This window comes from Pseudomonas sp. GW823-FHT06E10, from assembly GCF_058794995.1.
Map to the genome: position 1 here is coordinate 291,489 of NZ_JBXAHJ010000004.1, position 25,897 is coordinate 317,385.

A 25,897-nucleotide genomic window follows, 5' to 3' on the forward strand; every position below is an offset into this window, starting at 1 on the left:
TCATGTCCTCACTCGTGGCCGAGGCGAATCAACGCATCGACCGCAGTCGTGCCTTGGGCACTGACCAACAATGGGTTCACATCGAGTTCCAGCAACTGCGCGGCGTTTTCGCAGGCGTAATCGGCCACGGCGCGAATCGCGGCCACCAAGGCGTCCAGGTCAGCAGACTCACGACCACGGAAACCTTGCAGTAGCGGTGCGCTGCGCAGACTGAGCAAGGCATTGCGGATCGCGCCGTCGGTGGTCGGCAGCAACAGACTGCGACTGTCCTTGAGCAACTCCACCAGAATGCCGCCGGCACCGATCACCAGGGCGAGGCCGAAATCGTTTTCGCGCTTGATGCCGACAATCAGCTCAGCCAGTGGCGGCTTGGCCATGGGTTCGAGCAACAGCTGATCGAACACGACGCCCGGGGCGTAAGCAGCAATGCTGGCGCGCATCTTCTCCAGTGCAGCGCTCAATACCGCGCCGTCCTTGAGGTTCAGCGCCACGGCACCGGCCTCGGTCTTGTGTGGCAGTTGAGCGCTGACCGCTTTGAGTACCAGCGGATAGCCCAGGGTTTCTGCGTCCTTCAGGGCCTTGTCCGGCGTGCTCAATACGCCGTTGGGCGTCGGCAGGCCAAAGGCTTTTAACGCCTGTTTGGAATCCCATTCATTGAGCAAGCGTCCCTCGCCTTCCAGCGCTTGCGGGCACAACGGCACCAGCGCCGATTCCCCCAGCGCCAGCAAGGCATGGCGATTGCGCTGATAACCGGCGATGCGGCCCCACGCGGCCAACCCGTCTTCAACGCCCTGCAAGGCTGCGACGCCTTGGGCGTGCAGACGTTCACGGGCATGGGCCGGCAGCAACTCGGGGAAGGCCGAGGTGACAAAGCCGGTCTTGCCGTGACGTTGCAGTGCCGCGCAGTACAACTCCAGCAGCAGGTCGCATTCCTTGCGCTCGCCGGTGAACTCCGACGGATAGTCGAGCACCAGCATCGCCGCGTCGGCTTCGGTGCGCAGCGCGCTGTCGAGCATGCGGTTCAAGGCTTCGCCGTCGCCCCAGATCGCGGTGGTGAAATCCAGCGGGTTGACCAGGTTGGCATAGGTCGGCAGCACTTGCGCGAGTTCACCGACCTGCCCTTGATCGAGTTTCGGCAGGCTCAGGTCGTTGCGTTCGGCGTAGTCGGCAATCAACCCGGCGTCGCCACCGGAACAGGCCAGCGCTATCAGGCTGTTGCCCGCCGGCAGATTGCCGCAGGCCGCGGCTTTGAGGGTTTCGACAAAACTCACCGGGCCGCTGACGCGAATCACCCCGAGACGGTCGAACAGCGCGTCATACAGCGCATCGGAGCCGGACAGTGAACTGGTGTGACTCAAGGCCAGTTCGGCACCGATCTGCGACACGCCGGTTTTCAGGGCGATGATCGGAATGCCCTTCTCCAGTGCCTTGTGCGCAGCGCGGGCAAAACCCGGCACATTCTTCAGGCCTTCCAGATGCAGGCCGATGGCGGTGACCCGAGGTTCGTCGAGCAACACGTCCATCAGTTCAGCCACGCCCAGTTGCGCCTGATTGCCCACCGAGGCCATGTAGGCCACCGGCAGCGAGCGGTCGCTCATGGACAGGTTGTAGGCAAAGTTGCCGCTCTGGGTCAGCACCGCCACGCCCTTCTCGACTACCTTGCCGCCGTGGGCCACCGGCCACAGAGCGGAGCTGTGCAGGTAGTCGAGCAGGCCGTAGCAGTTGGGGCCGAGCAAGGCCATGTCGCCAGCGGCCTTGAGCAGTTGCTGTTGCAGGGCCTGGCCTTCGGCACCGGTCTCGGCGAAGCCGGAGGCGTAGCAGATCGCGCCGCCTGCGCCGATGGCGGCCAGTTCGGCCACGCAAGTCAGGGTCAACTCACGGTTGGTGGCGATGAATACCGCGTCCGGGCCGCAAGGCAGCTCGGCAACGCTGCGCACGCAAGGAACGCCTTCGAGGCTGTCGTGTTGCGGGTTGACCAGCCACATTTGCCCTTGGTAGCCGCCTTCGGCACAGCGCTTGAGGGCGCGCGCCATGCTGCGGCCGCCGACGAACGCCACGTGTTGCGGCGCGAGCATGCGTTTGAGGTTGTCACGAATGGTTTGGGACATGGGAGTTCTCCGGGCCGATCAGCGCAGGAGCGGCCGCAGCAGCTCGCGGGAAATGATGTGGCGCTGGATTTCCGAAGTGCCTTCCCAGATCCGTTCGATCCGCGCGTTACGCCAGATGCGCTCCACCGGACCTTCGTCCATCAGGCCCATGCCGCCGAAGATCTGCACCGCTTCATCGGCGGTACGGCCGAGCACTTCACTGGCGAACAGCTTGGCCATGCCGGCCTCGCCATCGGTCATGGTGCCCTGGTCCATTTTCCAGGCGGTGTGCAGGGTCAGCAGTTCCGCGGCGCGGATTTGCGTGGCCATGTCCGCCAGCTTGAAAGACACGCCTTGATAGGTGCCGATCGGCTGGCCGAATTGCTTGCGGTCCGCCGCCCATTGCAAGGACACGTCCAGTGCGCGCTGGGCCTGACCGACACAGTTGGCCGCGACCATCACGCGCCCGGCGGTCAGCCAGGCGTTGGCCACGTCCCAACCCTTGCCGACTTCGCCCAGCACTTTGCTGGCCGGCACACGGCAGTCGTCGAAGAACATTTCGAAGGTGTGATAACCACGGTTGCTCACGCACTTCGGCCCACGGCGGATGGTCATGCCCGGGGTGTTGCGGTCGACCAGGAACGAGGTCACGGCGTTGCGCTTCTTGCCGTTGTGCTCGTAGGTGTCGGTGACGGCGAAGACGATGGCGAAGTCGGCGTGGCCGGCGTGGCTGATGAAGTGCTTGCTGCCGTTGAGAATGAAGTCGTCGCCTTCACGCACGGCGCGGGTCTTGATCGCATTGGCATCGGAGCCGGCACCCGGCTCGGTCAAGGCGAAGCAGTCGATTTTTTCGCCCTGGATGCACGGCAACAGGTAGTCGTTGATCTGCTCGCCCTTGCAAGCCATGAGGATTTTCGACGGCCGTGCGACAAACACGTGCAGCGCCCAGGACACCTTGGACAGCTCGCGCTCGATCAGCGCCTGGGACAGGTAGTCCAGACCGCCACCACCCACCTCTTCGGGCATGTTGAACGCATAGAAACCGGCGGCAATCGCCTTGCCGCGAATCTGCGCTGCCAGTTCCGGGGAAACCTCGTCGGCGCGGTCGACTTGTTCTTCATAGGGCAGCAGTTCCTTCTCGACGAAGCTGCGTACCGAGTCCACCAACATTTCTTGTTCTTGGGTCAGTTGGAAATTCATGGTGCTACCTGTTGTTCGTGTTCTGGGAGATGGAGAGGAATCAACGACCGATGAAGCGTGCCGGGCGTTTTTCCATGGCGGCACGCAGGGCTTCGTTGCCGTCTTCGCTGCGACCGCACAACAGGCCGGCGGCCAGTTCGGCCTGCAGTTGTTCGGCCAGGCTGCGTTCGGCGCCTTCACGCATGAGTTTCTTCGTCTGGGCGAAGGCAAAGGTCGGGCCAGCGGCCAGGCGTGCGGCCAGTTCGCTGGTGACCGTCAGCAGTTGATCGTCGGCACAGACATCGCCGACCAGACCGGCGTCGAGGGCACGGTCGGCGCCCCACAATTCGTCCAGGAACAGCAGACGCTTGGCCTGTTCGCTGCCGATCAGGCGCGGCAAGTGCCAACTGGCGCCGGCGTCCGGCGAGTACGCCATGCTGGTGTAGCCGGCCTTGAAGCGTGCCGATTGCCCGGCGATGCGCAGGTCGCAGCACAGGGTCAAGTCCATCCCGGCGCCGACGGCGGTGCCGTTGATGGCGGCGATGGTCGGTTTTTCCAGGCTGTGCAGGCGAGTCATCAGGGCGTGGGCGGTTTCGGTCCAGCCGTAGGTTTCCAACGCACCCCGGGCTTCGGCATCGGCCCATTCATCAAGGTCCGCGCCGGCGCAGAAACTACGGCCGCTACCGGTGAGCACCACCACGCGCACCGCTGGATCGGCGTTGAAACCGTCGAGCAAGCCGTGCAGGTTTTTCAGCGTCGGAATGTCCAGCGCATTGCGCTGGGCAGTGCGATTGAGGGTGATCCAGGCAACGCCTGCTTCGACCTGGCTGAGCAGCGACGATTGAGTGGTCATGGGAATCCTCGAATTATTGTGTTTGGTCTGAGGTGATGCGACTTGAGGCCATACTAAACGAGTGTTCAGTAAGGCGGCAATCGGCTTGGAAATGGGCTGTAACAGGCCGCCACTGTCGCCAAGTCATTGGTTTTATTAGGTATTATTCGGATTGCGAGGGATGTGCCGATGGTGCTGTTACAACTTCGAACAACTGATCACAGAGGACTAAGTCGCAGATCGACTGCCCACCACAAAACCAATGTGGGAGCGGGCTTGCTCGCGAAGGCGGCATCACATTCAACATCTCTGTCGACTGATCTACCGCTTTCGCGAGCAAGCCCGCTCCCACAGAGGGATGTGCTTGTTTCAAGGAATCAGGCAGTCGGCAAGCTCGGCGCCAATACCCCCTGACGCTTGCGATGGATCAGGAAGTACGCGCCATAGCACAGCGCAATGAATCCAAAGCCCCAATACAGCGACGGACGCTGGGTTTCATCCAGGGCCAGGAACACGAACAGAGAGCAGCACAATGTGATGCACATCAGCGGCAGCACCGGGAACCACGGCGCGCGGTATTTCAGGTCGCTGAGTTTGCCGCCGTCACGCAAATACGCCTTGCGGAACTTGTACTGCGCCAGCGCGATGACAATCCAGGTCACGGTGCCGGACATGCCGCTCACCGCCATCAGCACCATGAACAAGGTGTCGGCGGCGACGAAGCTGGTCATCAGCGACACCAGTGCGAAGCACAGGGTGATGCTCAAGGCGCGCAGCGGCACGCCACGCTTGCTCAAGGGCGACAGGCTTTTGGGCGCCATGCCGGTTTTCGACATCGCCCACAGGATGCGCGTCGAGGCATACAGGCCGGAGTTGCCCACCGACAGGATCGCGGTAAGGATCACGAAGTTCATCAGGTCGGCCGCATAGGGAATGCCGACCATGTCGAACACCTGCACGAACGGGCTTTCCATCAGGCCCGCCTGCTGCCACGGCACGATGGCCGACAGCACGATGATCGCCAGCACATAGAAGATCAGCACGCGGAACACCACGTTGCGCACGGCGCGGGGAATGCTTTTTTCCGGCTGATCGGTTTCACCGGCAGCCACGCCCATGATCTCGCAACCCTGGAACGCGTAGACCACGGTCATCATCACCGCGAACACGGCTGACAGGCCGTTGGGGAACAACGAATCGCCGATCAGGTTGGTCGCCATCGGCGCCGGTGCGCCGCTGCTCAGGGGCATCACGCCGAAGATCACCAGCACACCGACCACGATGAAACCGAGAATCGCCGCGACCTTGATCCCCGAAAACCAGTATTCGGCTTCACCAAAGGCGCGGGTCGCCATGGCATTGATACCGAACAGCACCACCACGAACAGCGCCGACCAGTACCAGATTGGCACCTCCGGGAACCAACGGGTCATCAGCATGCCGGCGGCGGTGAACTCCAGACCCACGGTGGTGGCCCAGCTCATCCAGTACACCCAACCGATCATGAACCCGGTGGCCGGGCCGATGTATTTTGTGGCGTGGGTCTGGAACGAACCGGACACCGGCATCTGCACCGACAGTTCACCCAGGCAGACCATCACCAGGTACATCAGGAAGCCCGCGACCAGGTAAGCCAGGATCGCCCCCACCGGGCCGCCCTGGTTGATGGTCACGCCAGAGCCCATGAACAACCCGGTGCCGATGACGCCGCCCAGGGACAGCATGAAAATGTGCCGGCTCTTGAGGGCCCGGGTCAGCTGGATGCCTTTGTGATCAGTGCTGCGATCAGTGTTTTCGTTCATGTCGGCACCTCAGCAGTCAGAGAGGTGCGCAGCGCGCGACAGGACGTCACGGCGCAGGGAGGGATCAGCTTTACGGCAATTCATTATTATTATCTCCAATAAGCTTCGAAGACCGCGCTGCGGCGGTTGCGTCGATTATTGGAAAGCCATGTAAGTTCGCGTTGACCGTAAAGATCGAAGTTGTACAAAGTCGTAACAAACTTGTACGTCAGCTCTGCAACAGGCCTTCGAGGGTATCGAGCGAGTGCTGCAATTGCTCATCGAGCGTGAGGCTCATGCGGCGGATCGCCGATTCATCGTTTGCCAGCGCCAAGGTCTCCAGCGCCCTTAACGTGCTGGCCAAGCCCCGAAAACCCAGGGAATCGCAGCTACCGGCCAGGCGGTGAGCCAGTTGCGCGACCTCTGTGCAGTCATCGGCGGCCATGGCTTCATTCAGCGCGTCGCGGTGCTGCAGGATCGAGTCACGCAGAACCGCCAGCAGACCCTGAACCTTTTGCGCACCGAGCAGGCTGCGATGGGTCTGTAACAGCGGCCAGTCCATTGCCTCATCGCTGAGCAGCGATTCGGCCACAGGCACATGCCCTTCCAGCACCTGGCGCAGGTTTTCCAGTTTCAGGGGCTTGGCCAGGACACCGTCCATGCCGGCCTCCAGATAACCGCGCACCAGTGCCGGTTGCACGCTGGCGGTCAGGGCGAAAATGCGGGTATGGCGGTTCGGCCCGTCGCTGTGGCGGATCTGGCGGCATAACTCGACACCACTAATGCCCGGCAGATGCACATCCAGCAGCATCAGGTCGAACACCTGCGCCGCGCAGTGTTGCAGCGCCTGATCCGCTTCTTCGGCGAGCCACACCCGGTGGCCGTCCCGTTGCAGCAAGCCCTGGACCACTTCGCGGTTGAGCGCCACGTCTTCGACCACCAGGATGTTCAGTGCCGGCCCCGCCGCCCGAACCGGCGGGGCCTCAGCCACGCCGCTGGCCGGCTGCAAGGACAACTCGAACCAGAAGCAACTGCCGCGCCCCTCTTCACTGTCCACGCCGATGCAGCCCCCCATCTGCTCCACCAGGTGTTTGCAGATCGCCAACCCCAACCCCGTGCCCCCAAAACGTTGCGCGACTTCTTCGCTGGCCTGGGTGAAGCGCTCGAAAATCTTTTCCTGCATCTGCGGGGCAATGCCGATGCCGTCATCCGTGACACAGACCCGCAACCGTTGCCCCAACGGTTCTCCGGTTTCGCTGAGCAGCGCCACCTCGACGCTGACTTCGCCGCCTTCGGTGAACTTGATCGCGTTGGCCAGCAGGTTGCTCAGCACTTGGCGCAGGAACTGCTCGGCGCCGTGGTGATGCTCGGCAATCCGCCGGTCGACGCGGCAACTGAGGATCGTGTCGTTGTTCAGCGCTCGCGGTTCCAACAGAGTCAGTACCTCGTCGAGCAACTGGCGCAGCGAGAAATCCACCGGTTCGGGATGGCTCACGCCCTCCTCCAGCTTGGCGAAATACAGCACTTCGTTGAGGATTGTCAGCAAGCCTTCGCCGGCCTTGTGCAGGGCATCCAGGCGTTTGCCGTCCTGGGCATCCAGCCGAGCGCCGCGCAGCAATTCGGCCATGCCGAGAATGCCATTGAGGGGTGTGCGCAGTTCGTGGCTCATGGTCGCCAGGAACCGCGACTTGGCAAGGTTGGCCGCTTCCGCTTCGTCCTTGGCGCGCATCAGGCTGGCGGTGCGGCGCTCGACCATTTTCAGCAACTCGTCACGGTTGTCCTGCAAGGCCAGCCGATCGGTTTCCCGGCGCTCGATGTCCCGCAGGATCGCCCGGCGCATGTCGTCCAGCGCATGGGCCACGGTGTCGATTTCGTCACTGCCGCGGCGCTTGTCCAGGTGCAAGGGTTCCTGCCATTCACCGGCGGCGATACGCCGGGCAAACTCGGCCATGACTTTCAGGTGTCGGGTCACCAGTCGATAAAACAAGCCCGACAGGGCAACGGCCAGACCGCAGAGAAACACCGCCATCCACAACAGGCTGGTCAAACCGGTGGCGTAGAGTCGCTGGTACACCGCCCCCAGATCGGTGCTGACTTCCAGTTCACCCAAGTTGCGCAAAGGGCCGGACGGCGGCTGATAGTCCAGGGCAAAGCGCTCGATGCGCAGCGGTCCCGCAGGGGCCGGATTGCCCTGTACCAGGTCGAAATCGGCGCTGGTCAAGTGCACCCGCGCGACGTCGGAGAAGTCCACCAGCCCACGCAACTGCACATTCAACTGCTCTTGGTTCAAGTCCCAGAGGCTGCGTTCCAGGCTGGCCAGGTACCCGGCGCGGATCAGTTCCATGCGCGAATCGATGTCGCGCATTTCCCGTCGATACTCGATGTACAGTTGCACGCTGCTGGCGAGCACGGTGAAGCACAGGCTGAACAACAGAATGAACAGCAACAGGCGTCGCAACAGTCCACCGGGACGGGCGCGAATCATTGCGCATCGGCCGGCAGGTTGATCATGTCGCGGTAGGTCACTTCGCTTTCGTTGAGCCAGCGCTCGATGTCACCGGCATCGACCATGCGCTGCAACTGCGCATTGATCTCGGGCATGCGAGTGGCCAAGGGCGAGCGCCGCGACACGGCAACCCGCAGGTAGTCCACGTTCAACGCCTTGGGCAAGGCGACGATGTCCTGGCCGCCGGGCAGGTTTTCCACGTACAGCTGGCCGGTGCGCCGCTCCTGAGTGATGAAGTCGATGCGCCCGCGAATCAGCTTACCGAAGTTCTGGTGGCTGTCGGAAACCCATTCGATATTGTTGTTGCGCGCAACCATGCGATCGAACTCCACACCGTAGCTCTCACCGAACAACAGGCCACCGCGGTAACGGGCCAGGTCGTCCAGTTGTTCGAATTTCACCGGATGCTGGCGGTTGACGAACAACGCCACTTCTTCACGCAATACCGGCACCGTCGAGAACAGCATGCTCTGCTCCCGTTGCGCAGTGCTGTAGGCCAGTACCACATCGACCCGGCCTTCGGCGGCGTCCAGCAGGCAGCGTTTCCAGTTGCCCAGCACGACCATCTCGACTTCATACCCCAGTTGACCGAACAAGTGCTTCACCACGCTGGGCGCCAGGCCACGCACCTGCTTGCCATCACTCCAGGAGATCGGCGGGTACACCGGGTAATCGCAATAGCGAACCTTGTCCGCCGCGACGGCATGGCCGGCCACCAGTATCGCCAGCAGGCAAAACCATCGCGCCATCGGCTTCAGGCCGCCACGCTGGCGGTGAACAGGTAACCGGCGCCGTGAATGGTGATGATCAACTGGGGTTCGGCCGGATCGTCATGCAACTTGCGGCGCAGGCGCCCGACCAGCACGTCGATGGAGCGGTCGTTGGGCACCCATTCGCGGTTGCGGATCTGGTCCATCAATTGATCGCGGCTGAGGGTGTGGCCGCTGTTGCGCAGGAACACGCTGAGCAACTGGTATTCGCCGTGGGTCAGCAGGGTTTCGCTGCCGGACGGATCGATCAGGCGACGGCGGTCGGTGTCCAGCGCCCAGTCGGCAAACTGCTTGACCGGTTTTGCCGCCGCGATGGCGGGCGCTGGCGTTTGCGCATGACGTACCCGGCGAATCAGGTTTTTCGCCCGGGACACCAGCTCCCTTGGATTGAGGGGTTTGATCACGTAGTCATCGGCGCCGCATTCGAGGCCGACGATGCGGTCGATTTCATCGTTGCGCCCGGTGATCAGGATGATCCCGACCTCCGAACGTACCCGCAACTCGCGGGTCAGGGTCAGGCCGTCCTTGCCCGGCAGGCGGATGTCGAGCATCACCAGGTCGACGGTCTGGCTAGCGAGGAAGGTTTCCGCCAGTTCCGCCGTGGCGGCGCAATGGACGTCGTAACCTTCCTGGGACAGGTAGGCGTGTAGCAGATCGCGAATCAGCGGATCGTCATCGACGATCAATACCCGAGGAGTCATCGCTTGGTGTCCGGCATAGGCCCGAAGGCCAGTTTCTTATTAGAGTGTTTTCCTGCGTCGGCGCCAGAGAGTATCGATTGCTGAACGACTGATCAACAGTCGCTCGTCTGCACGCAGAAGCGCTGTCGTCCGCCGGCCTGCAAACCATCGACCCAGGCCTCGCAAATCTGGATGCCCTGCTCCGGGGTGAAGGTGCCGGGGTTCAGCCCGGACTCCAGCCACAAGCCGTCGAGCAAGGCGCTGAGGCTGATGGCGGCGAGGTCGGCGTCGAAGCTTTCCCAGCCCTCCTCCTGAGCCAGTTCCGCCAGCACCTTGCGCAGGATGCCGCGATACTCGCCATAGGAATGATCGTGGGCCTGGTTGATGGCCTCGGCGGTTTTCACTGCGCCCCAGAACGCCAGCCACGCATCGATCAGTTGCGGATCCAGCAGCTCGGCGGAGAACGATCCGCGGAAAAACGCCGACAAGCGTTCCCGGGCATTCGGCGCGGCTTGCTCCATGGCGTCACGCAGCAAGGTCATGACCCGCCCGGTGATCGCCATGTAAGCCTCGGCCACCAGCTCATCCTTGCCGGAATAGTGATGGCTGATCAGCCCCACCGAGACCCCGGCCTCGGCGGAAATCTTGCGGATCGACGCGCCCTGGAAGCCATGACGCTTGAGGCACACCAGCGTCGCCTCGATCAGGTTGGCTTTGCGCAACTCCGGTTCCATGCGGGAAAAACGGGCTTCCTGATTCATGGGCGACACGCTCCTTGGTTCAATCGTTTAGGCCCGCGCGGGGTAGCGGCGGGCTGAACGAATGTACAGCAAGAGCGGGCAGTTTCTCTAGTCGGGTGTAAGCCAGGGGGACCGTGGTGCGCCCATCGCGAGCAAGCTCGCTCCCACAGTGGTTTGCCCTGTGGGAGCGAGCTTGCTCGCGATGGCGTCAGTCCATACAACACAGGATCTGGATCAGTCGCGGTAACCCGGCGCCACTCGATCCAGCATTCTCAACAACGCCGCCCAGGCCAGTTGCATGGCATCCGGATCACTCAGCTCCCCTTCCTCCAACGGCCGCCCCGGATCATTGAACTGCCGCTCGGTATGCGCGCAGACCTCGTCAGACGGCAGTACAACTTCACCGGCGGCCTGGGCGGCCAACTGGATCTCACAGGCCTTTTCCAGGTAGTACATGCGCAGGAATGCCTGGCTCACCGTCTCACCGACGGTCAGCAAACCATGGTTGCGCAGCATCAGTACCGATTTGTCGCCCAGGTCCGCGACCAGCCTTTTTTGCTCGCTCAAATCCAGCGCCACGCCCTCATAGTCGTGGTAGGCAACACGGCCGTAGAACTCCATGGAAATCTGGTTCACCGGCAACAACCCGCACTTCAACGCCGCCACCGCGCAACCGGATTTGGTGTGGGTGTGCAGCACGCATTGCGCGTCTTCGCGGGCGCCATGAATAGCGCTGTGGATCACGAAGCCAGCCGGATTCACCGGGTACGGCGACGGTTCCACGGCGTGGCCATCAAGGTCGATCTTCACCAGGTTGGACGCGGTGATCTCATCGAACATCAGCCCGTAAGGGTTGATCAGAAAGTGATGCTCCGGCCCCGGAATGCGCACCGAGATGTGGGTGAAGATCAAATCGGTCATGCGAAAGTGCGCAATCAAGCGGTAACAGGCCGCCAGTTCCTCACGCAGGCGCTGCTCGGTGGCGCTGCGTTCGGGTGCCAGGTGGGTGGCGATGTTGTTCATTCTTGTGGTTCTCCAGGCTGATCGGCTGGGGCAGACAGTAAGGCTGGACGCTCGGACACGTCCAGCCATCGGCAGTTATTTGCTGGCCCAGGCGTTGAAGCGCTCTTCGAGTTCTTCGCCATGGTCGACCCAGAAACCGACGTTCATCGACAGTGCGCCCTTGAGGTTCTGCGGCGCGGTGGGCACCCATTGCGCCAGTTTGTCGTCCAGCCGTGCGGCGGCCTGGGTGTTGGTCGGGCCATAAGGGATCTGTTGCACGTAGTTGACCTGGGCGTCCGGTTGATTGGCGAAGGCAATGAATCGCTTGGCCTGATCCACATGTTTGGACCCTTTGATGATCGCCCAGTAATCCATGCCGTACAGGCTGCCGGGCCAGACCAGACCCAGGTGGCTGCCTTTCTGCGCGGCGTCGGCGATGCGCCCGCTGTAGGTCGAGGTCATTACCACATCGCCGGCGGTCAGCCATTGCGGCGGTTGCGCGCCCGCCTCCCACCACTGGATGTAAGGCTTGAGTTCAGTGAGTTTGGCGAATGCCCGGTCCACGCCCTGCGGGGTGCTGAGTACCTTGTAGACGTCTTCGGTCTTGACCCCGTCCGCCAGCAAGGCGAATTCCAGGTTGTACACCGCACGTTTACGCAGCCCACGCTTGCCGGGGGTTTTCTTCACGTCCCAAAAGTCTGCCCATGAGGTTGGGGCCTGGGCCAGTTTGTCGGTGTCGTAGGCAATTGCCACGCTCCACACCAGCGCAGCGGAGCCGCATTCCTGTGCCGCTTCGGGGATCAACTGGTCGGCATGGCCCAGGCGGGTCCAGTCCAGGCGCTCGTACATGCCTTCCTCGCAACCGCGCATCAGGTCCGGGCCTTCGATTTGCACTACGTCCCAGTCGACGTTGCCGGTATCGACCATCACTTTGATTTTGGCCATTTCGCCGTTGTATTCGCTCTGGATCACTTTGCGTTGATCCACGGCGGCGAAGGGTTGAAAGAACGCCACGTCCTGGGCTTTTTGTCCGGCTCCGCCGTATCCGACCACCACCATGTCCGATGCTGCCTGAGCGCTGCCCAGGCCCATGGCCACGGACAACACCAAGGGATAAAAACCGTGCTTTAGCGTGTGCGATTTCATCAGTGGTTCCTCTTGCAGGTGCCACGGGAGCCAAGGCCCGCGCAGCCCTTTTTTATTGTTGTGAGGTTTGGCCCTGGAGCGGGCTCGAGACGAAACTACTGCAAGGCATAGTAAAAAAACAAGTTGATTTTTTACTGAAGGTAAATTTCTATAGATAAAAATAACAACACCGAAAACCTTATGCCTCTGTAGGAGCGAGCTTGCTCGCGATGGACCTGAGGGCGACGCGTTCATCCAGACAACACGCGTTATCGTTAACGTCCATCGCGAGCAAGCTCGCTCCTACAGAGGTAGCCTGCCAGGAGTACCCGCACCATGCCGACCTCTGCACCCGCCTTCGCGCACCTGTTCGAACCCCTGGAGATCCGTGGCAAGCGCCTGAAGAACCGCATCATGTCCAGCGGTCACGACACGTCGATGCCCACCGACAACCTGGTCAATGACCAATTGATCGCCTATCACCGGGCGCGGGCCGAAGGCGGAGCCGGGCTGATCGTGCTGCAAGTGGCCGGGGTGCATGACAGTGCGCGCTACACTTCCCACGTGCTGATGGCCACCGACGATGCGTGCATCGAGGGCTACCGCAAACTGGCGCAAACCTGCCATGCCCACGGCACCCTGGTGTTGTCCCAGGTGTTCCATCCGGGGCGGGAGATCATGGAGTCCAGCGATGGCCTGCTGGCGGTGGCCTACTCCGCATCGTCGGTGCCCAACGAACGTTTCCGGGTGATGCCCCGCGCGCTGGACCAGGCAATGATCGACGAGATCGTCGCCGGTTATGCCGCTGCCGCCCGCCGCCTGCATCAGGCAGGCATTGATGGCGTCGAGGTCGTGGCCAGCCACGGTTACCTGCCGGCACAGTTCATCAATCCGCGGGTCAACCGGCGTACCGATGGCTACAACGGTGAGCTGGACCAGCGTTTGCGTTTTCTACGCGAGGTCATCGCCGCCGTGCGCGCGGCAACCGACCAGCAGTTCATCATCGGCCTGCGCATTTCCGCCGACGAGCGCGACCCGGAAGGCCTGACCGAGGACGAATCCCTGGCCACCGTGCAGTCACTGCAAGCGCAGCTTGATTACGTGCATATCGTCGCCGGCACCTCGGCTTCCCTTGGCGGCGCGGTGCATATCGTGCCGCCCATGGCGATCGAAGCCGCGTACCTGGCCAAGGAAGCCGGGACGTTCAAGGCCAGTTTGAACATTCCGTTGTTCGTCACCGGGCGCATCAACCAGCCCCAGGAAGCCGAGCTGATCCTGGCTCGTGGCCAGGCCGATGTGTGCGGCATGACCCGGGCACTGATCTGCGATCCGCAAATGCCCAACAAGACCGACACCGGCCGCGTCGAAGACGTGCGGGCGTGCATTGCCTGCAATCAGGCGTGCATCGGCCACTTCCACAAGGGCTTGCCGATTTCCTGTATCCAGCACCCGGAAACCGGACGCGAACTGATCTTCGGCGAACGGCGACAAGCGCCACAGCGCAAACGCATCATGATCGCCGGCGGTGGCCCGGCCGGGATGAAAGCCGCCACCGTCGCGGCCCAGCGCGGGCATGAGGTGACGTTGTACGAAGCCAGTTCGCAACTGGGCGGTCAGGTGCTGCTCGCGCAATTGCTGCCACGGCGCAGCGAATTCGGCGGTGCCAGCACCAACCTGCAGCGGGAAATGGAACTGGCCGGCGTGCGCGTAGTGCGCAATACCCGAGTCGACCGGGCACTGGTGGAGCAGGAAAAACCGGACATGGTGATCGTCGCTACCGGTGCCGAGCCCTACTGGCCGCCCTTCGAGCGCGGTGGTGAGTTGCAGGTGGTGGACGCCTGGCAGGTATTGCGCGATGAAGTACGGATCGGCCGTTCGGTGGTGGTCGTGGACTGGCGCTGCGACTGGATCGGCCCCGGCATCGCCGAACGCCTGGTTCGCGCCGGGCACCAGGTACAACTGGCGGTCAACGGCACCCATTGCGGGGAAAACCTGCCGCTGTACGTGCGCGATCAACTGGCCGGCGAGCTGCATAAACTGGGCGTGCCGATCACGCCATATGCGCGGTTGTATGGCTGCGATGACAACACGGTTTACCTGCAACACACCGCCAGTGGCGAACCGATGCTGATGGAGAACATCGACACGCTGGTGCTGTGCCAGGGGCATCAGCCGGTCGATACCCTGGGTGCGGAGTTGCAAGGGCTGGTGGAGTTTCGCCGGATCGGTGACTGCCTGGCGCCGCGCACCGCCGAAGAAGCAATTTATGAAGGCCTTAAAGTCGCGTGGGAGCTTTAAGGCTGTTTATACTCCGGGGCTTAGACGGCTAACACCAACCCTGTAGGAGCGAGCTCTGCTCGCGATGAACCCGAGAACACCGCTGGGTGTCAGGCTTCCAGCGTTATCGTTGGTGACCATCGCGAGCAGAGCTCGCTCCTACAGGGATTTGCGCCACTCCTCCCGGTTCGGATTTGACCATGAGCAACAGCAGCACCACACAGCCCGCACCCGGCAGCGCCGAACCGCACTTTCTCGGCACGCGCATTCGCGGCCTGCGCAAGCGTCGGGGCATGACCCTGACGGAACTGGCGCAACAGAGCGAACTCACCGCTGGCTACATCAGCCAGCTGGAACGCAACCTCGCCTACCCGTCGATTCCGGCGCTGTTCAACATTGCCCGCAGCCTCGGCGTCACCATCCAGTGGTTCTTCGCCAGTGAAGCGGTCACCGCGCCCGAAGACGATGGCATCGTGGTGCGCAAGAACAGCCGCCTGAACGTGCATTACGAAGACGGTATCGTCGACCAGTTGCTGACACCGCAAGCCAACCGCCAACTGGAAATGCTCCACTCGCGTTTCCCGCCCGGCACCTACAGCCAGCAAAGCTACAGCCACGACGGTGAAGAAGCCGGCTACTTGCTCTCGGGGAGTTTCGAGTTGTGGGTGGGCGAGCGCCATTTCCAGCTCAATGAAGGCGACAGCTTCAGCTTTTCCAGCCAGGAACCGCACCGCTATGGCAACCCTGGCGATGTCGATGCGGTGGTGATCTGGGTGATTACACCGCCGACGTTCTAACGTCGGCCGCGACCAGGGGACGGCGTGACACTCGCACGCTTGAGGGTGTCGCTCGGCAATTCCTTGAACAGCGCACGATAGCTGCTGGAAAACCGCCCCAGATGCCAGAACGACCAACGCATCGCCACTTCAGCCACGGTGGTTTGCGTCGGCGTGCGACTCAGCAATTCGCGGTGGGCACTGTTGAGTCGGCGCAGGCGCAGCCACTGGGTCGGCGACATGCCGGTGTAGGTCTTGAACGCATGCTGCAACTGACGCAGTGAAAACCCCGCGATCTGGGACAATTCCAGCAGATTGAGATGTTCTTCCGGGGTGTCAGCGGCCCATTCCCCTACCCGTTTCATGATCGAGCGCTCCCCGGCACGACGCTGCAAGGCGCCCTGGTCGAGGCCGACACACGCGTTGTCGAGGATGAACAGGCAATCTTCCAGCAGTTGCTGGGTCAGCGCTTCGCGGCTCGGTGGATCGAAGGTCTGCGACAGCCGCGTCAAGGTTCCGCTGAGCCAACGGCAAAACAGCGCGTTCTGCTGGGCGTTGAGCGGAGCCATGAACAACCCTTCAAGCCTGGCGATGTCCAGGCTGTGGCGCTTTACAAACTCCGGCCCGAACACCACGGCGATTTCCTGGTAGTTCTCCGGGGTGATCCAGATGTTGCGGCTTTCGCCATTCAACACGTACAGCGCGTTGTCACCGCGATCGAAACAAAACGATAACGAACCCTGGGGCGCGCTGAAATTCTGCTCGACCCGGGTGTTCATCGACTCTTCGTAAATCTCCACGCCCTGCAGATCCAGATAACGCACCCTACCCGCGAAGTGCCCCGGCGACATCTGCTGGTATTGCTGCACCCAGCCCGGCGTGGCGCGGATTTGCTCGGCGACATCGGCGGTGTTGAACGCTTGGACCTGGAGGGAATTGGAACCTGTCATGGGGTGACCTTACGCACTCTTTTGGTGCGTTTTGTGCTGCTTAAAGTGGATAGATGGAACCGCAAGGCTCGCACAAGATAGTCGTCAACGCGCTACAGGGGAAGTGTCCGGCGGATGAAACCGGTCTCCCCTGGCGTTAATAAAACCAATAACGAGGTCTTTATGAATGTCCCTTTCGATCAGCTGTTCACTTGGCTGAAAGATCACAAGATTACCGAAGTCGAGTGCGTCGTCAGCGATCTGACCGGCATTGCACGCGGCAAAATTGCACCGACCAACAAGTTCCTGCATGAGCGAGGCATGCGCCTGCCGGAAAGTGTCCTTCTGCAAACGGTAACCGGGGACTTTGTCGACGACGACATCTACTACGACCTGCTCGACCCGGCGGATATCGACATGGTCTGCAAGCCGGACGCCGACGCCGTCTACGTGGTGCCATGGGCCATCGAGCCGACCGCCATCGTGATCCACGACACCTTCGACAAGTTCGGCAACCCGATCGAACTGTCGCCGCGCAATGTGTTGAAGAAAGTCCTGCAGTTGTACACCGATAAAGGCTGGCGGCCGATTGTCGCGCCGGAAATGGAGTTCTACCTGACCCAGCGCTGCGAAGACCCGGACCTGCCGCTCAAGGCGCCGATGGGCCGTTCGGGCCGTGCCGAAAGCGGTCGTCAGTCGTTCTCCATCGACGCGGCCAACGAATTCGACCCGCTGTTCGAAGACGTCTACGACTGGTGCGAACTGCAAGGCCTGGACCTCGACACGCTGATCCACGAAGACGGCCCGGCGCAGATGGAAATCAACTTCCGTCATGGCAACGCCCTGGACCTGGCCGACCAGATCACCGTGTTCAAGCGCACCATGCGTGAAGCGGCGCTCAAGCACAACGTGGCGGCAACCTTCATGGCCAAGCCGGTCGGCGACGAGCCTGGCAGCGCCATGCACCTTCACCAGAGCGTGGTGGACATTGCCACCGGCCAGCCGATCTTCGCCGATGCCGATGGCAACATGAGCGAGCTGTTCCTGCATCACATCGGTGGCCTGCAGAAGTACATCCCGAAAGTGCTGCCGATGTTCGCGCCGAACGTCAACTCGTTCCGCCGCTTCCTGCCGGATACCTCGGCGCCGGTGAACGTCGAATGGGGCGAAGAAAACCGCACCGTCGGCCTGCGCGTGCCGACCTCCAGCCCCGACGCCATGCGCGTCGAGAACCGTCTGCCGGGCGCTGACGCCAACCCGTACCTGGCCATCGCCGCCAGCCTGCTGTGTGGTTACCTGGGCATGGTCGAACGCATCGAGCCAAGCGCTGCGGTACAGGGCCGCGCCTATGAGCGCCGCAACCTGCGCCTGCCGATCACCATCGAGGACGCCCTGACCCAGATGGAAGAGTGCGACACCATCAGCCGCTACCTGGGCAGCAAGTTCGTGCGGGGCTATGTCGCGGTCAAACGCGCCGAGCACGAGAACTTCAAACGGGTGATCAGCTCCTGGGAGCGTGAGTTCCTGATGCTCAGTGTCTAAATAACCCGCTCTCGCATGGGATCACACATCCTTTGTGGGAGCGAGCTTGCTCGCGATGAGGCCAGTGAATCCAATATCTTCGTTGACTGACAGGCCGCCATCGCGAGCAAGCTCGCTCCCACAGGTAGGTGATCACCTGAAGAATCCAATAATTCCAAGAAGGTATCGATATGCGCTTATTGAAATCCATGGTCCCGGTCGCGCTGGCAGCACTGTTCAGTGCCGGTGCCCAGGCTCAGCCACAGGTCAGCGTCTACAACTGGACCGACTACATCGGCGAAACCACCCTCGCCGACTTTCAGGCCAAGACCGGGATCAAGGTGATCTACGACGTATTCGATTCCAACGAAACCCTTGAAGGCAAACTGCTTGCCGGTCGTACCGGGTATGACGTGGTGGTGCCGTCCAACCACTTCCTCGCCCGCCAGGTGAAGGCCGGCGCGTTCCTCAAGCTCGATCGCGAGCAACTGCCGAATTTCAAGAACCTCGACCCGAAATTGCTGGCGCTGCTGGAGAAAAACGATCCGGGCAACGCGCACTCGGTGCCGTACCTGTGGGGCACCAACGGCATCGGCTATAACGTCGACAAGGTCAAGGCTGTGCTGGGCATCGACAAGATCGACTCCTGGGCCGTGCTGTTCGAACCGGAGAACATCAAGAAGCTCAGCGCCTGCGGCGTGTCGATGATGGACTCGGCGGACGAAGTGTTCCCGGCGATGCTCAACTACATGGGCATGGACCCGCGCAGCGAAAACCCCGAGGACTTCAAGAAGGCCGAAGCCAAGCTGCTGAGCATTCGCCCCTACATCACCTACTTCCATTCCTCCAAGTACGTCTCGGACCTGGCCAACGGCGATATCTGCGTAGCGTTCGGATACTCGGGTGATGTGTTCCAGGCCGCCAACCGCGCCAAGGAAGCCGGCAACGGCGTGAACATCGCCTACGCCATACCCAAGGAAGGCGCCAACCTGTGGTTCGACCTGCTGGCCATCCCCGCCGACGCCAGCAACCCGAAGGAAGCTCATGCCTTCATCAACTACCTGCTGGACCCGCAAGTGATCGCCAAGGTCAGTGAGTCGGTCGGCTACGCCAACCCGAACCCGGCCGCCAAGCAGTACATGGACCCTGAGCTGGTCAGCAACCCCGAGGTTTATCCGTCCCAGGAAGTCCTCGACAAACTCTACATCTCCACCACGCCGCCGCAGTCGATCATGCGCCTGATGACCCGTTCGTGGAGCAAAGTGAAGTCCAACAAATGAATCAGTACACCAAGGAACACACCCACTCCTATTACGCAGCGTCCGCCAAGGGCATGAGGCAGCGCCCCGCGCTGGCCTCGGACCTGGTGGCCGATGTCTGTGTGGTCGGCGCGGGTTTCACCGGCATCAACACCGCCATCGAGCTGGCCCAGCGTGGGCTCTCAGTGGTCCTGCTGGAGGCCCGACGGATCGGCTGGGGCGCCAGCGGGCGCAACGGCGGCCAGTTGATTCGTGGTATCGGCCATGACGTCAGCGGTTTCGCCAAGCACATCGGCGCCGATGGCGTGCAATACCTGGAACACGCCGGGAACGAGTCGGTGCAAGTCGTGGCCAATCGCATCCGCGAGCACGGCATCGATTGCGACCTGAGCTGGGGCTTCTGCGAACTGGCCAATACCCCGGCCCAGTTCAAGGCGCTCAAGGCCGAGCAGGTGCAACTGATTGAATCCGGCTACGCCTTTGAAACCCGACTGGTGGCGCCAGAACAAATCCGTGAACAGGTGGTGAACTCCGGTGTGTACGCCGGCGGCCTGGTGGACATGGGCTCTGGGCATTTGCATCCGCTGAACCTGGTCCTTGGCGAAGCCCAAGTCGCCGAGTCCCTTGGGGTGCGGATTTTCGAGCAGAGCCCGGTGCTGGAGTTGACCCATGGCAGCACGGTGCAAGTGCGCTGCGCCGGTGGCACTGTGAGTGCAGGCACGTTGGTGCTTGCTTGCAATGCCCATCTGGAAGAGCTCGAACCGAAGCTCAGCGGCAAAGTACTCCCGGCAGGCAGCTACATCATCGCCACCGAACCCTTGTCGCAAGAGGCCGCTGCAAAACTGATCCCGCACAATGTTGCGCTGTGCGACCAGAAGGTCGGCCTGGATTACTACCGGCTCTCGGCTGACCGGCGCTTGTTGTTCGGTGGTGCCTGCCATTACTCCGGGCGCGATCCTTCGGACATCAGCGCCTACATGCGCCCGCAGATGCTCAAGGTGTTCCCGCAACTGGCCGATGTGCGCATCGACTATCAGTGGGGCGGCAAGATCGGCATCTCGGCCAACCGCTTCCCCCAGGTCGGGCGCCTGAGCCAACACCCGAACGTGTTCTACGCCCAGGGCTACTCAGGCCATGGCCTGAACGTGACCCACTGGTGCGCGAAGTTGTTGGGCGAAGCGATCCATGCCGGCCACAGCAAAGGCTTCGACGTGTTCAGCGCCGTGCCGCACATGACCTTCCCCGGCGGACGCGCCCTGCGTTCACCCTTGCTGGCCCTTGGCATGTTCTGGTATCGGATGCGGGAAATGCTGGGCTGACGTAGGCCTGCCGGGCGCCTGCTAACCACTGTGGGAGCGAGCTTGCTCGCGATAGCGACCTGAAATCCAATGATTGGGTTGTCTGGCACACCGCTATCGCGAGCAAGCTCGCTCCCACACTGTTTTACGTATTCCCTCTTCTACCATCCCCTTGTTTCGACTTTCGATTTGCTCAATTGCGAGTCACTTCTATATTGAGGGAGTGCTCTGAACTTCCTGCCTTCTGTCGAGCTTGACCCATGGCAACTACTGATCAGCTGATCATCTGCGAGCACTGCGACAGCGTGTACCAAAAAGTAACGCTCGCCAAACATCAAAAAACCCTGTGTACACGCTGCGGCGGCGTGCTTCAGCGCTATAACGGCCTCACTGTGGAGCAGCGTCTTGCGTTGACCTTCACCGCGTTGATGCTCTGGATATTCGCCAATTTCTATCCGGTAATGAGCATCAACCTCAAAGGCGTGAAGAACAGCGCAACGCTCTGGGACTCGGTGCTGGCCCTGAGCCTGGGGCCTATCACCTTCATCGCCATGGTGGCGGCAATCGCCATGATCATCGCGCCGATTTTCCAGTTGCTGCTGCTGATCTGGGTGCTGGGCTTTGCACTCGGCGGGCGACGCTCGCCCGGATTCAAATTCTGCATGCGCTGGCTGGAAACCCTCAGGCCCTGGAGCATGCTCGAAGTCTGCCTGCTGGGCGCCATGGTCGCGGTGATCAAGCTCGCCGGACTGCTCGATGTGCTGCCCGGCATAGGGTTGTTTGCCCTGGCGGCGCTGAGCCTGATGATGATCCGCATCGCCGGGCGCGACATTCGCGAACTATGGGACATTGTATGAGCACGCCTCCTTACGCCGACGAGCTCAACCTGTGCCTGTGCCACACCTGCGGCCTGGCCTGCGACATGACTTGCGAGCCCCACGAATGCGAGCGTTGCGGTGCACCGCTGCACCGGCGCAAAGCCAATTCTCTGGCCCGCACCTGGGCCTACATGATCGCGGCCCTGGTGTTCTACATCCCGGCCAACCTGTTGCCGGTGATGAACACCGAGATGGTCGGCAACGGCGCCGACAGCACGATCATGAGCGGCGTGCTGGAGTTCTGGGAAGCCGGGGCCTGGGATATCGCCCTGATCATATTCATTGCCAGTATCGCGGTGCCGGGAATCAAGTTCGTCGCCATCACATTGCTGCTGGTCACCGTGCAACGCGACAGCGAGTGGGCACGCAAGGAGCGGTCGACGCTGTACCGCTTCGTCGAAGTCATCGGTTACTGGTCGATGCTCGATGTGATCGTGGTCGCCCTGGTGGCCTCGCTGGTGAAATTCCAGGCCCTGGCCGACATCGAACCGCGCCCGGGCATTCTGTTTTTTGGTCTGGTAGTGGTGTTCACCATGCTTTCGGCAATGAGTTTCGATCCCCGCATGATCTGGGATAAAGAACGGAAAAACCCACACAATGAGGAGGTCACTGATGAAGTCACAAGCCACTGACGGGCCACAAGTCCCCGGGCAGGCGCCGATCAAGACCCGCCGTTTCAGCGTTTCGCTGGTCTGGATCGTCCCGATCGTCGCGGTGCTGGTGGGTATTTCGCTGGTGGTCCACAGCATTTTGCAGCAGGGCCCGACCATCGTTGTCACGTTCAAGACCGGTAACGGCCTGACCGCGAACAAGACCGAGGTCAAATACCGCAATGTCGTGATTGGTCATGTCTCCGATGTGGAGCTCAGCAGTGACCAGAAAAGCGTCAACGCCACCATCAAACTGGAAAAGCAGGCCGAAAGCTTTACCCGCGAAGATTCGCAGTTCTGGGTTGTGCGGCCGCGCATTGGCGCGGGCGGTGTATCAGGGATCGATACGCTGCTGTCGGGCGATTACATCGGGGCCGATATCGGCCAGGCCAACGGCCGGGCAAAAAACTTCATCGGACTGGAGAATCCGCCACCCATCACCTACGGCGAACCGGGCAAGCGTTTTACGCTGTTCACCCAGGACCTGGGATCGCTGGACATCGGCTCTCCGGTCTACTACCGCAAGATCCCCGTGGGTCAGGTGGTGGCCTACGCGCTGGACCCGGATGGCAAGGGCGTGAACATTGAACTGTTCATCCATGCACCCAATGACAAGTACGTCACCGAAAACACCCGTTTCTGGAACGCAAGCGGCATTGACGTGAACGTCGGCGCCAATGGCTTTGCGGTCAAGACCGAGTCGCTGTCTTCCTTGCTGGTGGGCGGCATAGCCTTCCGCGCGCCCGACTACAGCCCCAACGACAAGCCGGCTGCCGCAGAGTACGCCTACGAATTGTTCGACGACCAACAAACCGCCCTGGCCCCGCCAAACGGCAAGCCGCAGTACCTGGCCATGCGTTTCGACCAGGCACTGCGCGGGCTCAAGGTCGATGCCCCGGTGGAGTTCCTCGGTGTGGAAATCGGCAAGGTAGTGGCGGTCAATCTGGATTACGACGAGAAAAAGCGCTCCTTCCCGGTCAACGTCGGTATCGTGATCTACCCGCAGCGCCTGGGACAGGCCCATGTCAAAATGCTCAAGGCGCTCAATCATGACCCTGATAACGAAGCCGCTGGCGTACGCTTGATCGGTACCTTTATCGAAAACGGCCTGCGTGCCCAGGCCCGCACCGGCAACTTCCTGACCGGCCAGTTGTACATTGCCCTGGACTTCTACCCCAAGACCGACAAGGTCGCCTTCGATGTAAACGCACGCCCGGTCATGATTCCGACCCTTCCCGGCAGCCTCGAGCAATTGCAGGAAAAACTCGAATCCATGGTCGACAAGATCAACAAACTGCCGATCGAGCGTATTGCCGGCAATCTCGATGGCAATCTCGTCGAACTGCGAAAAGGCATGATGCAATTCAACGGAAAGATCTTGCCTGGCGTGCAAACCACTTTGTCGGAAGTCAGCAAGACGCTGGAAACGGCCAATTCGACCCTGCAGTCGGCCAGTTCGACCTTGGCCGAGGATTCGCCGCAACGGGAAAAACTGGGGCTAACCCTGGATGAACTGGGACGCACGTCGAGATCCTTGCGTGATCTTTCGGATTACCTGGGACGGCATCCGGAATCGCTGCTTCGCGGTCGTCCGAATAATGCCGCCCCCATGGATCTGCAAGGGCCACCGCGCAATTGAACACAGGAGCAACACCCATGGCTTTACCGCTGAAGTTCACCCTGGTCACCGCGATGTTGCTGCTCGCCGCCTGCCGCAGCGACCCGATTCAATTCCATACCCTGACCCCGGCCCAGGAGGGCAATCACTCAAGGACCACCGTCGGCGTGATCCAGATCGAGTCGATCAGCGTGCCGCCCCAGGTCGATCGTGCGCAGATCGTCATTCGCGAGGGCAACAGTGGCCTGGCGATCCTGGAAACCCAATGGTGGGGAGCAACCCTGGTGGACGAACTGCGCAGTGCGTTGGTCGATCAACTGAGCAACAGTCCTGTACAAGGCCGACACTCGGTGCGGGTCGATGTGCAGCGTTTCGACTCGGTGCCCGGCCAGTACGCCTTGATGGACGTGGAATGGCGCCTGCGCAGCGCCAGCACCGGCGACACGGCACGGTTGATTTGCCGTAGCACCTTGCAAACGCCCTCGGGTGCGAGCATCGATGACCTGGTGCTTGCCCAGCAAAACAACGTCAAACGCCTGGCCGCGCTGATCAGCCAGGCTGCCGTCAGACCACAGGCAACCTGCCCTGCGCCCTGAATGTATTCCTCCCCAGGATCAACGGCGACAAGTTCGCCGTTAATCCGTCCTTCCTGTTTCCTGTTGTCATTCCCCGCGACAGGCGGCCCGCAGCAACTGGCAACGTCAAATACGCCGAGGCACACGACAAAAAGGCAGCCGGGGCAGCGTCATATTCTGATCGGCGGCCTCGTTTGATCGACGAGTCGAAACACAGCGGGCACAGTGCTGCTAATCTGAATGAAAATTACATGTATTAACGGTTTTTTTGACGTTATTTTCTCATTTGGATCTCTACATTTCCCGCACTTCAAAAACATGCAAATGATTCGCATTGGTTAACTGGCGTTTCAATGCCCATGACTTTCAAAAAAATGTACCAGGAGCAGCCCACAGAATGATTCCAAAAATCCCTTCGTTCTTGAAAAAGGCCCTGCTGGCCGCCGCTTTGCTGAGCGCTGGCCAGGCCTATGCAGCCGACTCCGTCGGCATCGTGGTGTACAACGCGCAACACGCAGGCCTGACCAAGGCCTGGGTCGAGGGTTTTACCCAGGAGACAGGTATTCCCGTCACCTTGCGCAACGGCGATGACACCGAAATGGGCAACCAGATCGTGCAGGAAGGCGCGGCTTCGCCAGCGGACGTATTCCTGACCGAGAACTCCCCGGCCATGGTCCTGGTCGACAACGCCGGGTTGTTTGCGCCTGTCGATAAGGCCACGCTGGAGCAGATTGACTCCGCCTACCGTCCGGCCCACGGCAAATGGGTAGGCATCGCCGCGCGCTCCACGGTGTTCGTCTACAACCCGAGCAAACTGCCAGAAGCCGACCTGCCGAAATCGATCATGGACCTGGCTTCACCGAGCTGGAAGGGTCGCTGGGGTGCATCGCCCGGTGGTGCTGACTTCCAGGCCATCGTCGCTGCCATCCTCCAACAGAAGGGTGAAGCCGCCACGCTGGATTGGCTCAAGGCGATGAAAACCAACTATGCCAACTACCGTGGCAACAGCTCGGTACTCAAGGCCGTGAATGCCGGGCAGATCGACAGCGGCGTGATTTACCACTATTACAGCCTGGTGGATCAGTCCAAGACCGGCGAAAACAGCAAGAACACCGCCCTGCACTATTTCAGGCACAAAGACCCGGGCGCTTTTGTTAGCATCTCCGGCGGCGGCGTCCTCGCTTCCAGTAAACACCAGGACCAAGCCCAGGCGTTCCTCAAGTACATTACCGGCAAGGATGGCCAGGCTGTCCTGAAGAACGGCAAGTCGTTTGAATACGCCGTGGGTAAAGGCGCTGAATCCAACCCTAAACTGGTGCCTCTGAATCAACTCGATGCGCCGACTGTCGATGCGTCAAAACTCGACAGTAAAAAAGCCGTGGAGCTGATGACACAGGCCGGACTGCTCTAATTG

Annotated in this window: 21 protein-coding genes; 10 read left to right on the plus strand and 11 right to left on the minus strand. The window is 61.3% G+C overall.

Going from position 1 to position 25,897, the window contains the following annotated elements; all coding sequences use genetic code 11:
• Nucleotides 1-8 precede the first annotated feature (8 nt).
• From AC1Q6Y_RS09155 to AC1Q6Y_RS09200, 10 genes are all read right to left on the minus strand, one after another.
• The gene (locus AC1Q6Y_RS09155) at nucleotides 9-2,108 is read right to left on the minus strand and encodes an acetate--CoA ligase family protein (RefSeq protein WP_492624430.1); all 2,100 of its coding nucleotides are present in this window, start codon (nucleotides 2,106-2,108) and stop codon (nucleotides 9-11) included.
• Between the two features lie 18 nt (nucleotides 2,109-2,126).
• Entirely contained in the window at nucleotides 2,127-3,287 is a 1,161-nt protein-coding gene (locus AC1Q6Y_RS09160) for an acyl-CoA dehydrogenase family protein (RefSeq protein ID WP_008021395.1), read from the minus strand.
• Nucleotides 3,288-3,327: 40 nt separating this feature from the next.
• Nucleotides 3,328-4,119, minus strand: a complete 792-nt coding sequence (locus tag AC1Q6Y_RS09165) for an enoyl-CoA hydratase/isomerase family protein (RefSeq protein WP_150813208.1) — start codon at nucleotides 4,117-4,119, stop codon at nucleotides 3,328-3,330.
• 356 nt (nucleotides 4,120-4,475) lie between these two features.
• On the minus strand, nucleotides 4,476-5,900 hold the full coding sequence (locus tag AC1Q6Y_RS09170; protein WP_492586995.1) for an amino acid permease: 1,425 nt from the start codon (nucleotides 5,898-5,900) through the stop codon (nucleotides 4,476-4,478).
• Nucleotides 5,901-6,108: 208 nt separating this feature from the next.
• Nucleotides 6,109-8,364 carry an ATP-binding protein gene (locus AC1Q6Y_RS09175; RefSeq protein WP_492624431.1) on the minus strand — a complete coding sequence of 752 codons (2,256 nt, stop codon included), beginning with the start codon at nucleotides 8,362-8,364 and terminating at the stop codon, nucleotides 6,109-6,111.
• Complete coding sequence (locus AC1Q6Y_RS09180) at nucleotides 8,361-9,134, minus strand: substrate-binding periplasmic protein (RefSeq protein ID WP_492624432.1); 774 nt, start codon at nucleotides 9,132-9,134, stop codon at nucleotides 8,361-8,363. Before AC1Q6Y_RS09180 ends, AC1Q6Y_RS09175 begins: the two co-directional genes overlap by 4 nt.
• Before the next feature lie 5 nt (nucleotides 9,135-9,139).
• Nucleotides 9,140-9,856 (minus strand): response regulator, encoded by a 717-nt coding sequence (locus AC1Q6Y_RS09185; protein ID WP_057714926.1) that lies wholly within the window; start codon nucleotides 9,854-9,856, stop codon nucleotides 9,140-9,142.
• Between the two features lie 92 nt (nucleotides 9,857-9,948).
• Entirely contained in the window at nucleotides 9,949-10,596 is a 648-nt protein-coding gene (locus tag AC1Q6Y_RS09190; protein ID WP_090455090.1) for a TetR family transcriptional regulator C-terminal domain-containing protein, read from the minus strand.
• Nucleotides 10,597-10,809: 213 nt separating this feature from the next.
• Nucleotides 10,810-11,598 carry a class II aldolase/adducin family protein gene (locus tag AC1Q6Y_RS09195; RefSeq protein WP_154862733.1) on the minus strand — a complete coding sequence of 263 codons (789 nt, stop codon included), beginning with the start codon at nucleotides 11,596-11,598 and terminating at the stop codon, nucleotides 10,810-10,812.
• A gap of 75 nt (nucleotides 11,599-11,673) precedes the next feature.
• Nucleotides 11,674-12,723: an ABC transporter substrate-binding protein gene (locus tag AC1Q6Y_RS09200; RefSeq protein WP_340311795.1), complete on the minus strand. Its 1,050-nt coding sequence runs from the start codon at nucleotides 12,721-12,723 to the stop codon at nucleotides 11,674-11,676.
• A 315-nt stretch (nucleotides 12,724-13,038) separates the two neighbouring features.
• Here AC1Q6Y_RS09200 and AC1Q6Y_RS09205 point away from each other — a divergent pair, with 315 nt between their 5' ends.
• Nucleotides 13,039-15,000, plus strand: coding sequence for an oxidoreductase (locus AC1Q6Y_RS09205; RefSeq protein WP_492624433.1), 1,962 nt, complete (start codon nucleotides 13,039-13,041; stop codon nucleotides 14,998-15,000).
• A 179-nt stretch (nucleotides 15,001-15,179) separates the two neighbouring features.
• The gene (locus AC1Q6Y_RS09210; protein ID WP_057714930.1) at nucleotides 15,180-15,776 is read left to right on the plus strand and encodes a cupin domain-containing protein; all 597 of its coding nucleotides are present in this window, start codon (nucleotides 15,180-15,182) and stop codon (nucleotides 15,774-15,776) included.
• Here AC1Q6Y_RS09210 and AC1Q6Y_RS09215 read toward each other — a convergent pair.
• On the minus strand, nucleotides 15,773-16,705 hold the full coding sequence (locus AC1Q6Y_RS09215; protein ID WP_492624434.1) for a helix-turn-helix domain-containing protein: 933 nt from the start codon (nucleotides 16,703-16,705) through the stop codon (nucleotides 15,773-15,775). The two genes, AC1Q6Y_RS09210 and AC1Q6Y_RS09215, sit on opposite strands and share 4 nt — an antisense overlap.
• 162 nt (nucleotides 16,706-16,867) lie before the next feature.
• On the opposite strand from AC1Q6Y_RS09215, the gene AC1Q6Y_RS09220 reads away from it, so the two are divergent.
• The 8 genes from AC1Q6Y_RS09220 to AC1Q6Y_RS09255 all read left to right on the plus strand — a co-directional run bounded on the left by AC1Q6Y_RS09220 (nucleotide 16,868) and on the right by AC1Q6Y_RS09255 (nucleotide 25,894).
• Nucleotides 16,868-18,226, plus strand: a complete 1,359-nt coding sequence (locus AC1Q6Y_RS09220; protein WP_090455086.1) for a glutamine synthetase family protein — start codon at nucleotides 16,868-16,870, stop codon at nucleotides 18,224-18,226.
• Nucleotides 18,227-18,396: 170 nt separating this feature from the next.
• Entirely contained in the window at nucleotides 18,397-19,485 is a 1,089-nt protein-coding gene (locus AC1Q6Y_RS09225) for a polyamine ABC transporter substrate-binding protein (RefSeq protein ID WP_489340554.1), read from the plus strand.
• Nucleotides 19,482-20,783, plus strand: a complete 1,302-nt coding sequence (locus AC1Q6Y_RS09230) for an NAD(P)/FAD-dependent oxidoreductase (RefSeq protein WP_090455085.1) — start codon at nucleotides 19,482-19,484, stop codon at nucleotides 20,781-20,783. The genes AC1Q6Y_RS09225 and AC1Q6Y_RS09230 overlap by 4 nt, the downstream gene beginning before the upstream one ends.
• A 239-nt stretch (nucleotides 20,784-21,022) precedes the next feature.
• Entirely contained in the window at nucleotides 21,023-21,619 is a 597-nt protein-coding gene (locus tag AC1Q6Y_RS09235; RefSeq protein ID WP_057714935.1) for a paraquat-inducible protein A, read from the plus strand.
• Nucleotides 21,616-22,272, plus strand: coding sequence for a paraquat-inducible protein A (locus AC1Q6Y_RS09240; RefSeq protein WP_150813220.1), 657 nt, complete (start codon nucleotides 21,616-21,618; stop codon nucleotides 22,270-22,272). The genes AC1Q6Y_RS09235 and AC1Q6Y_RS09240 overlap by 4 nt, the downstream gene beginning before the upstream one ends.
• Nucleotides 22,253-23,929: a PqiB family protein gene (locus AC1Q6Y_RS09245; RefSeq protein WP_492624435.1), complete on the plus strand. Its 1,677-nt coding sequence runs from the start codon at nucleotides 22,253-22,255 to the stop codon at nucleotides 23,927-23,929. Before AC1Q6Y_RS09240 ends, AC1Q6Y_RS09245 begins: the two co-directional genes overlap by 20 nt.
• A 17-nt stretch (nucleotides 23,930-23,946) precedes the next feature.
• Nucleotides 23,947-24,504: a PqiC family protein gene (locus tag AC1Q6Y_RS09250; RefSeq protein WP_090455082.1), complete on the plus strand. Its 558-nt coding sequence runs from the start codon at nucleotides 23,947-23,949 to the stop codon at nucleotides 24,502-24,504.
• A 376-nt stretch (nucleotides 24,505-24,880) separates the two neighbouring features.
• Nucleotides 24,881-25,894: an iron ABC transporter substrate-binding protein gene (locus tag AC1Q6Y_RS09255; RefSeq protein ID WP_218495961.1), complete on the plus strand. Its 1,014-nt coding sequence runs from the start codon at nucleotides 24,881-24,883 to the stop codon at nucleotides 25,892-25,894.
• Nucleotides 25,895-25,897: the final 3 nt, after the last annotated feature.

Excerpts from the sequence above, each read along its gene's own strand:
- AC1Q6Y_RS09155 (WP_492624430.1), bottom strand. The coding sequence starts at position 2,108 with ATGTCCCAAACCATTCGTGACAACCTCAAACGCATGCTCGCGCCGCAA.
- AC1Q6Y_RS09160 (WP_008021395.1), bottom strand. The coding sequence starts at position 3,287 with ATGAATTTCCAACTGACCCAAGAACAAGAAATGTTGGTGGACTCGGTA.
- AC1Q6Y_RS09165 (WP_150813208.1), bottom strand. The coding sequence starts at position 4,119 with ATGACCACTCAATCGTCGCTGCTCAGCCAGGTCGAAGCAGGCGTTGCC.
- AC1Q6Y_RS09170 (WP_492586995.1), bottom strand. The coding sequence starts at position 5,900 with ATGAACGAAAACACTGATCGCAGCACTGATCACAAAGGCATCCAGCTG.
- AC1Q6Y_RS09175 (WP_492624431.1), bottom strand. The coding sequence starts at position 8,364 with ATGATTCGCGCCCGTCCCGGTGGACTGTTGCGACGCCTGTTGCTGTTC.
- AC1Q6Y_RS09180 (WP_492624432.1), bottom strand. The coding sequence starts at position 9,134 with ATGGCGCGATGGTTTTGCCTGCTGGCGATACTGGTGGCCGGCCATGCC.
- AC1Q6Y_RS09185 (WP_057714926.1), bottom strand. The coding sequence starts at position 9,856 with ATGACTCCTCGGGTATTGATCGTCGATGACGATCCGCTGATTCGCGAT.
- AC1Q6Y_RS09190 (WP_090455090.1), bottom strand. The coding sequence starts at position 10,596 with ATGAATCAGGAAGCCCGTTTTTCCCGCATGGAACCGGAGTTGCGCAAA.
- AC1Q6Y_RS09195 (WP_154862733.1), bottom strand. The coding sequence starts at position 11,598 with ATGAACAACATCGCCACCCACCTGGCACCCGAACGCAGCGCCACCGAG.
- AC1Q6Y_RS09200 (WP_340311795.1), bottom strand. The coding sequence starts at position 12,723 with ATGAAATCGCACACGCTAAAGCACGGTTTTTATCCCTTGGTGTTGTCC.
- AC1Q6Y_RS09205 (WP_492624433.1), top strand. The coding sequence starts at position 13,039 with ATGCCGACCTCTGCACCCGCCTTCGCGCACCTGTTCGAACCCCTGGAG.
- AC1Q6Y_RS09210 (WP_057714930.1), top strand. The coding sequence starts at position 15,180 with ATGAGCAACAGCAGCACCACACAGCCCGCACCCGGCAGCGCCGAACCG.
- AC1Q6Y_RS09215 (WP_492624434.1), bottom strand. The coding sequence starts at position 16,705 with ATGACAGGTTCCAATTCCCTCCAGGTCCAAGCGTTCAACACCGCCGAT.
- AC1Q6Y_RS09220 (WP_090455086.1), top strand. The coding sequence starts at position 16,868 with ATGAATGTCCCTTTCGATCAGCTGTTCACTTGGCTGAAAGATCACAAG.
- AC1Q6Y_RS09225 (WP_489340554.1), top strand. The coding sequence starts at position 18,397 with ATGCGCTTATTGAAATCCATGGTCCCGGTCGCGCTGGCAGCACTGTTC.
- AC1Q6Y_RS09230 (WP_090455085.1), top strand. The coding sequence starts at position 19,482 with ATGAATCAGTACACCAAGGAACACACCCACTCCTATTACGCAGCGTCC.
- AC1Q6Y_RS09235 (WP_057714935.1), top strand. The coding sequence starts at position 21,023 with ATGGCAACTACTGATCAGCTGATCATCTGCGAGCACTGCGACAGCGTG.
- AC1Q6Y_RS09240 (WP_150813220.1), top strand. The coding sequence starts at position 21,616 with ATGAGCACGCCTCCTTACGCCGACGAGCTCAACCTGTGCCTGTGCCAC.
- AC1Q6Y_RS09245 (WP_492624435.1), top strand. The coding sequence starts at position 22,253 with ATGAAGTCACAAGCCACTGACGGGCCACAAGTCCCCGGGCAGGCGCCG.
- AC1Q6Y_RS09250 (WP_090455082.1), top strand. The coding sequence starts at position 23,947 with ATGGCTTTACCGCTGAAGTTCACCCTGGTCACCGCGATGTTGCTGCTC.
- AC1Q6Y_RS09255 (WP_218495961.1), top strand. The coding sequence starts at position 24,881 with ATGATTCCAAAAATCCCTTCGTTCTTGAAAAAGGCCCTGCTGGCCGCC.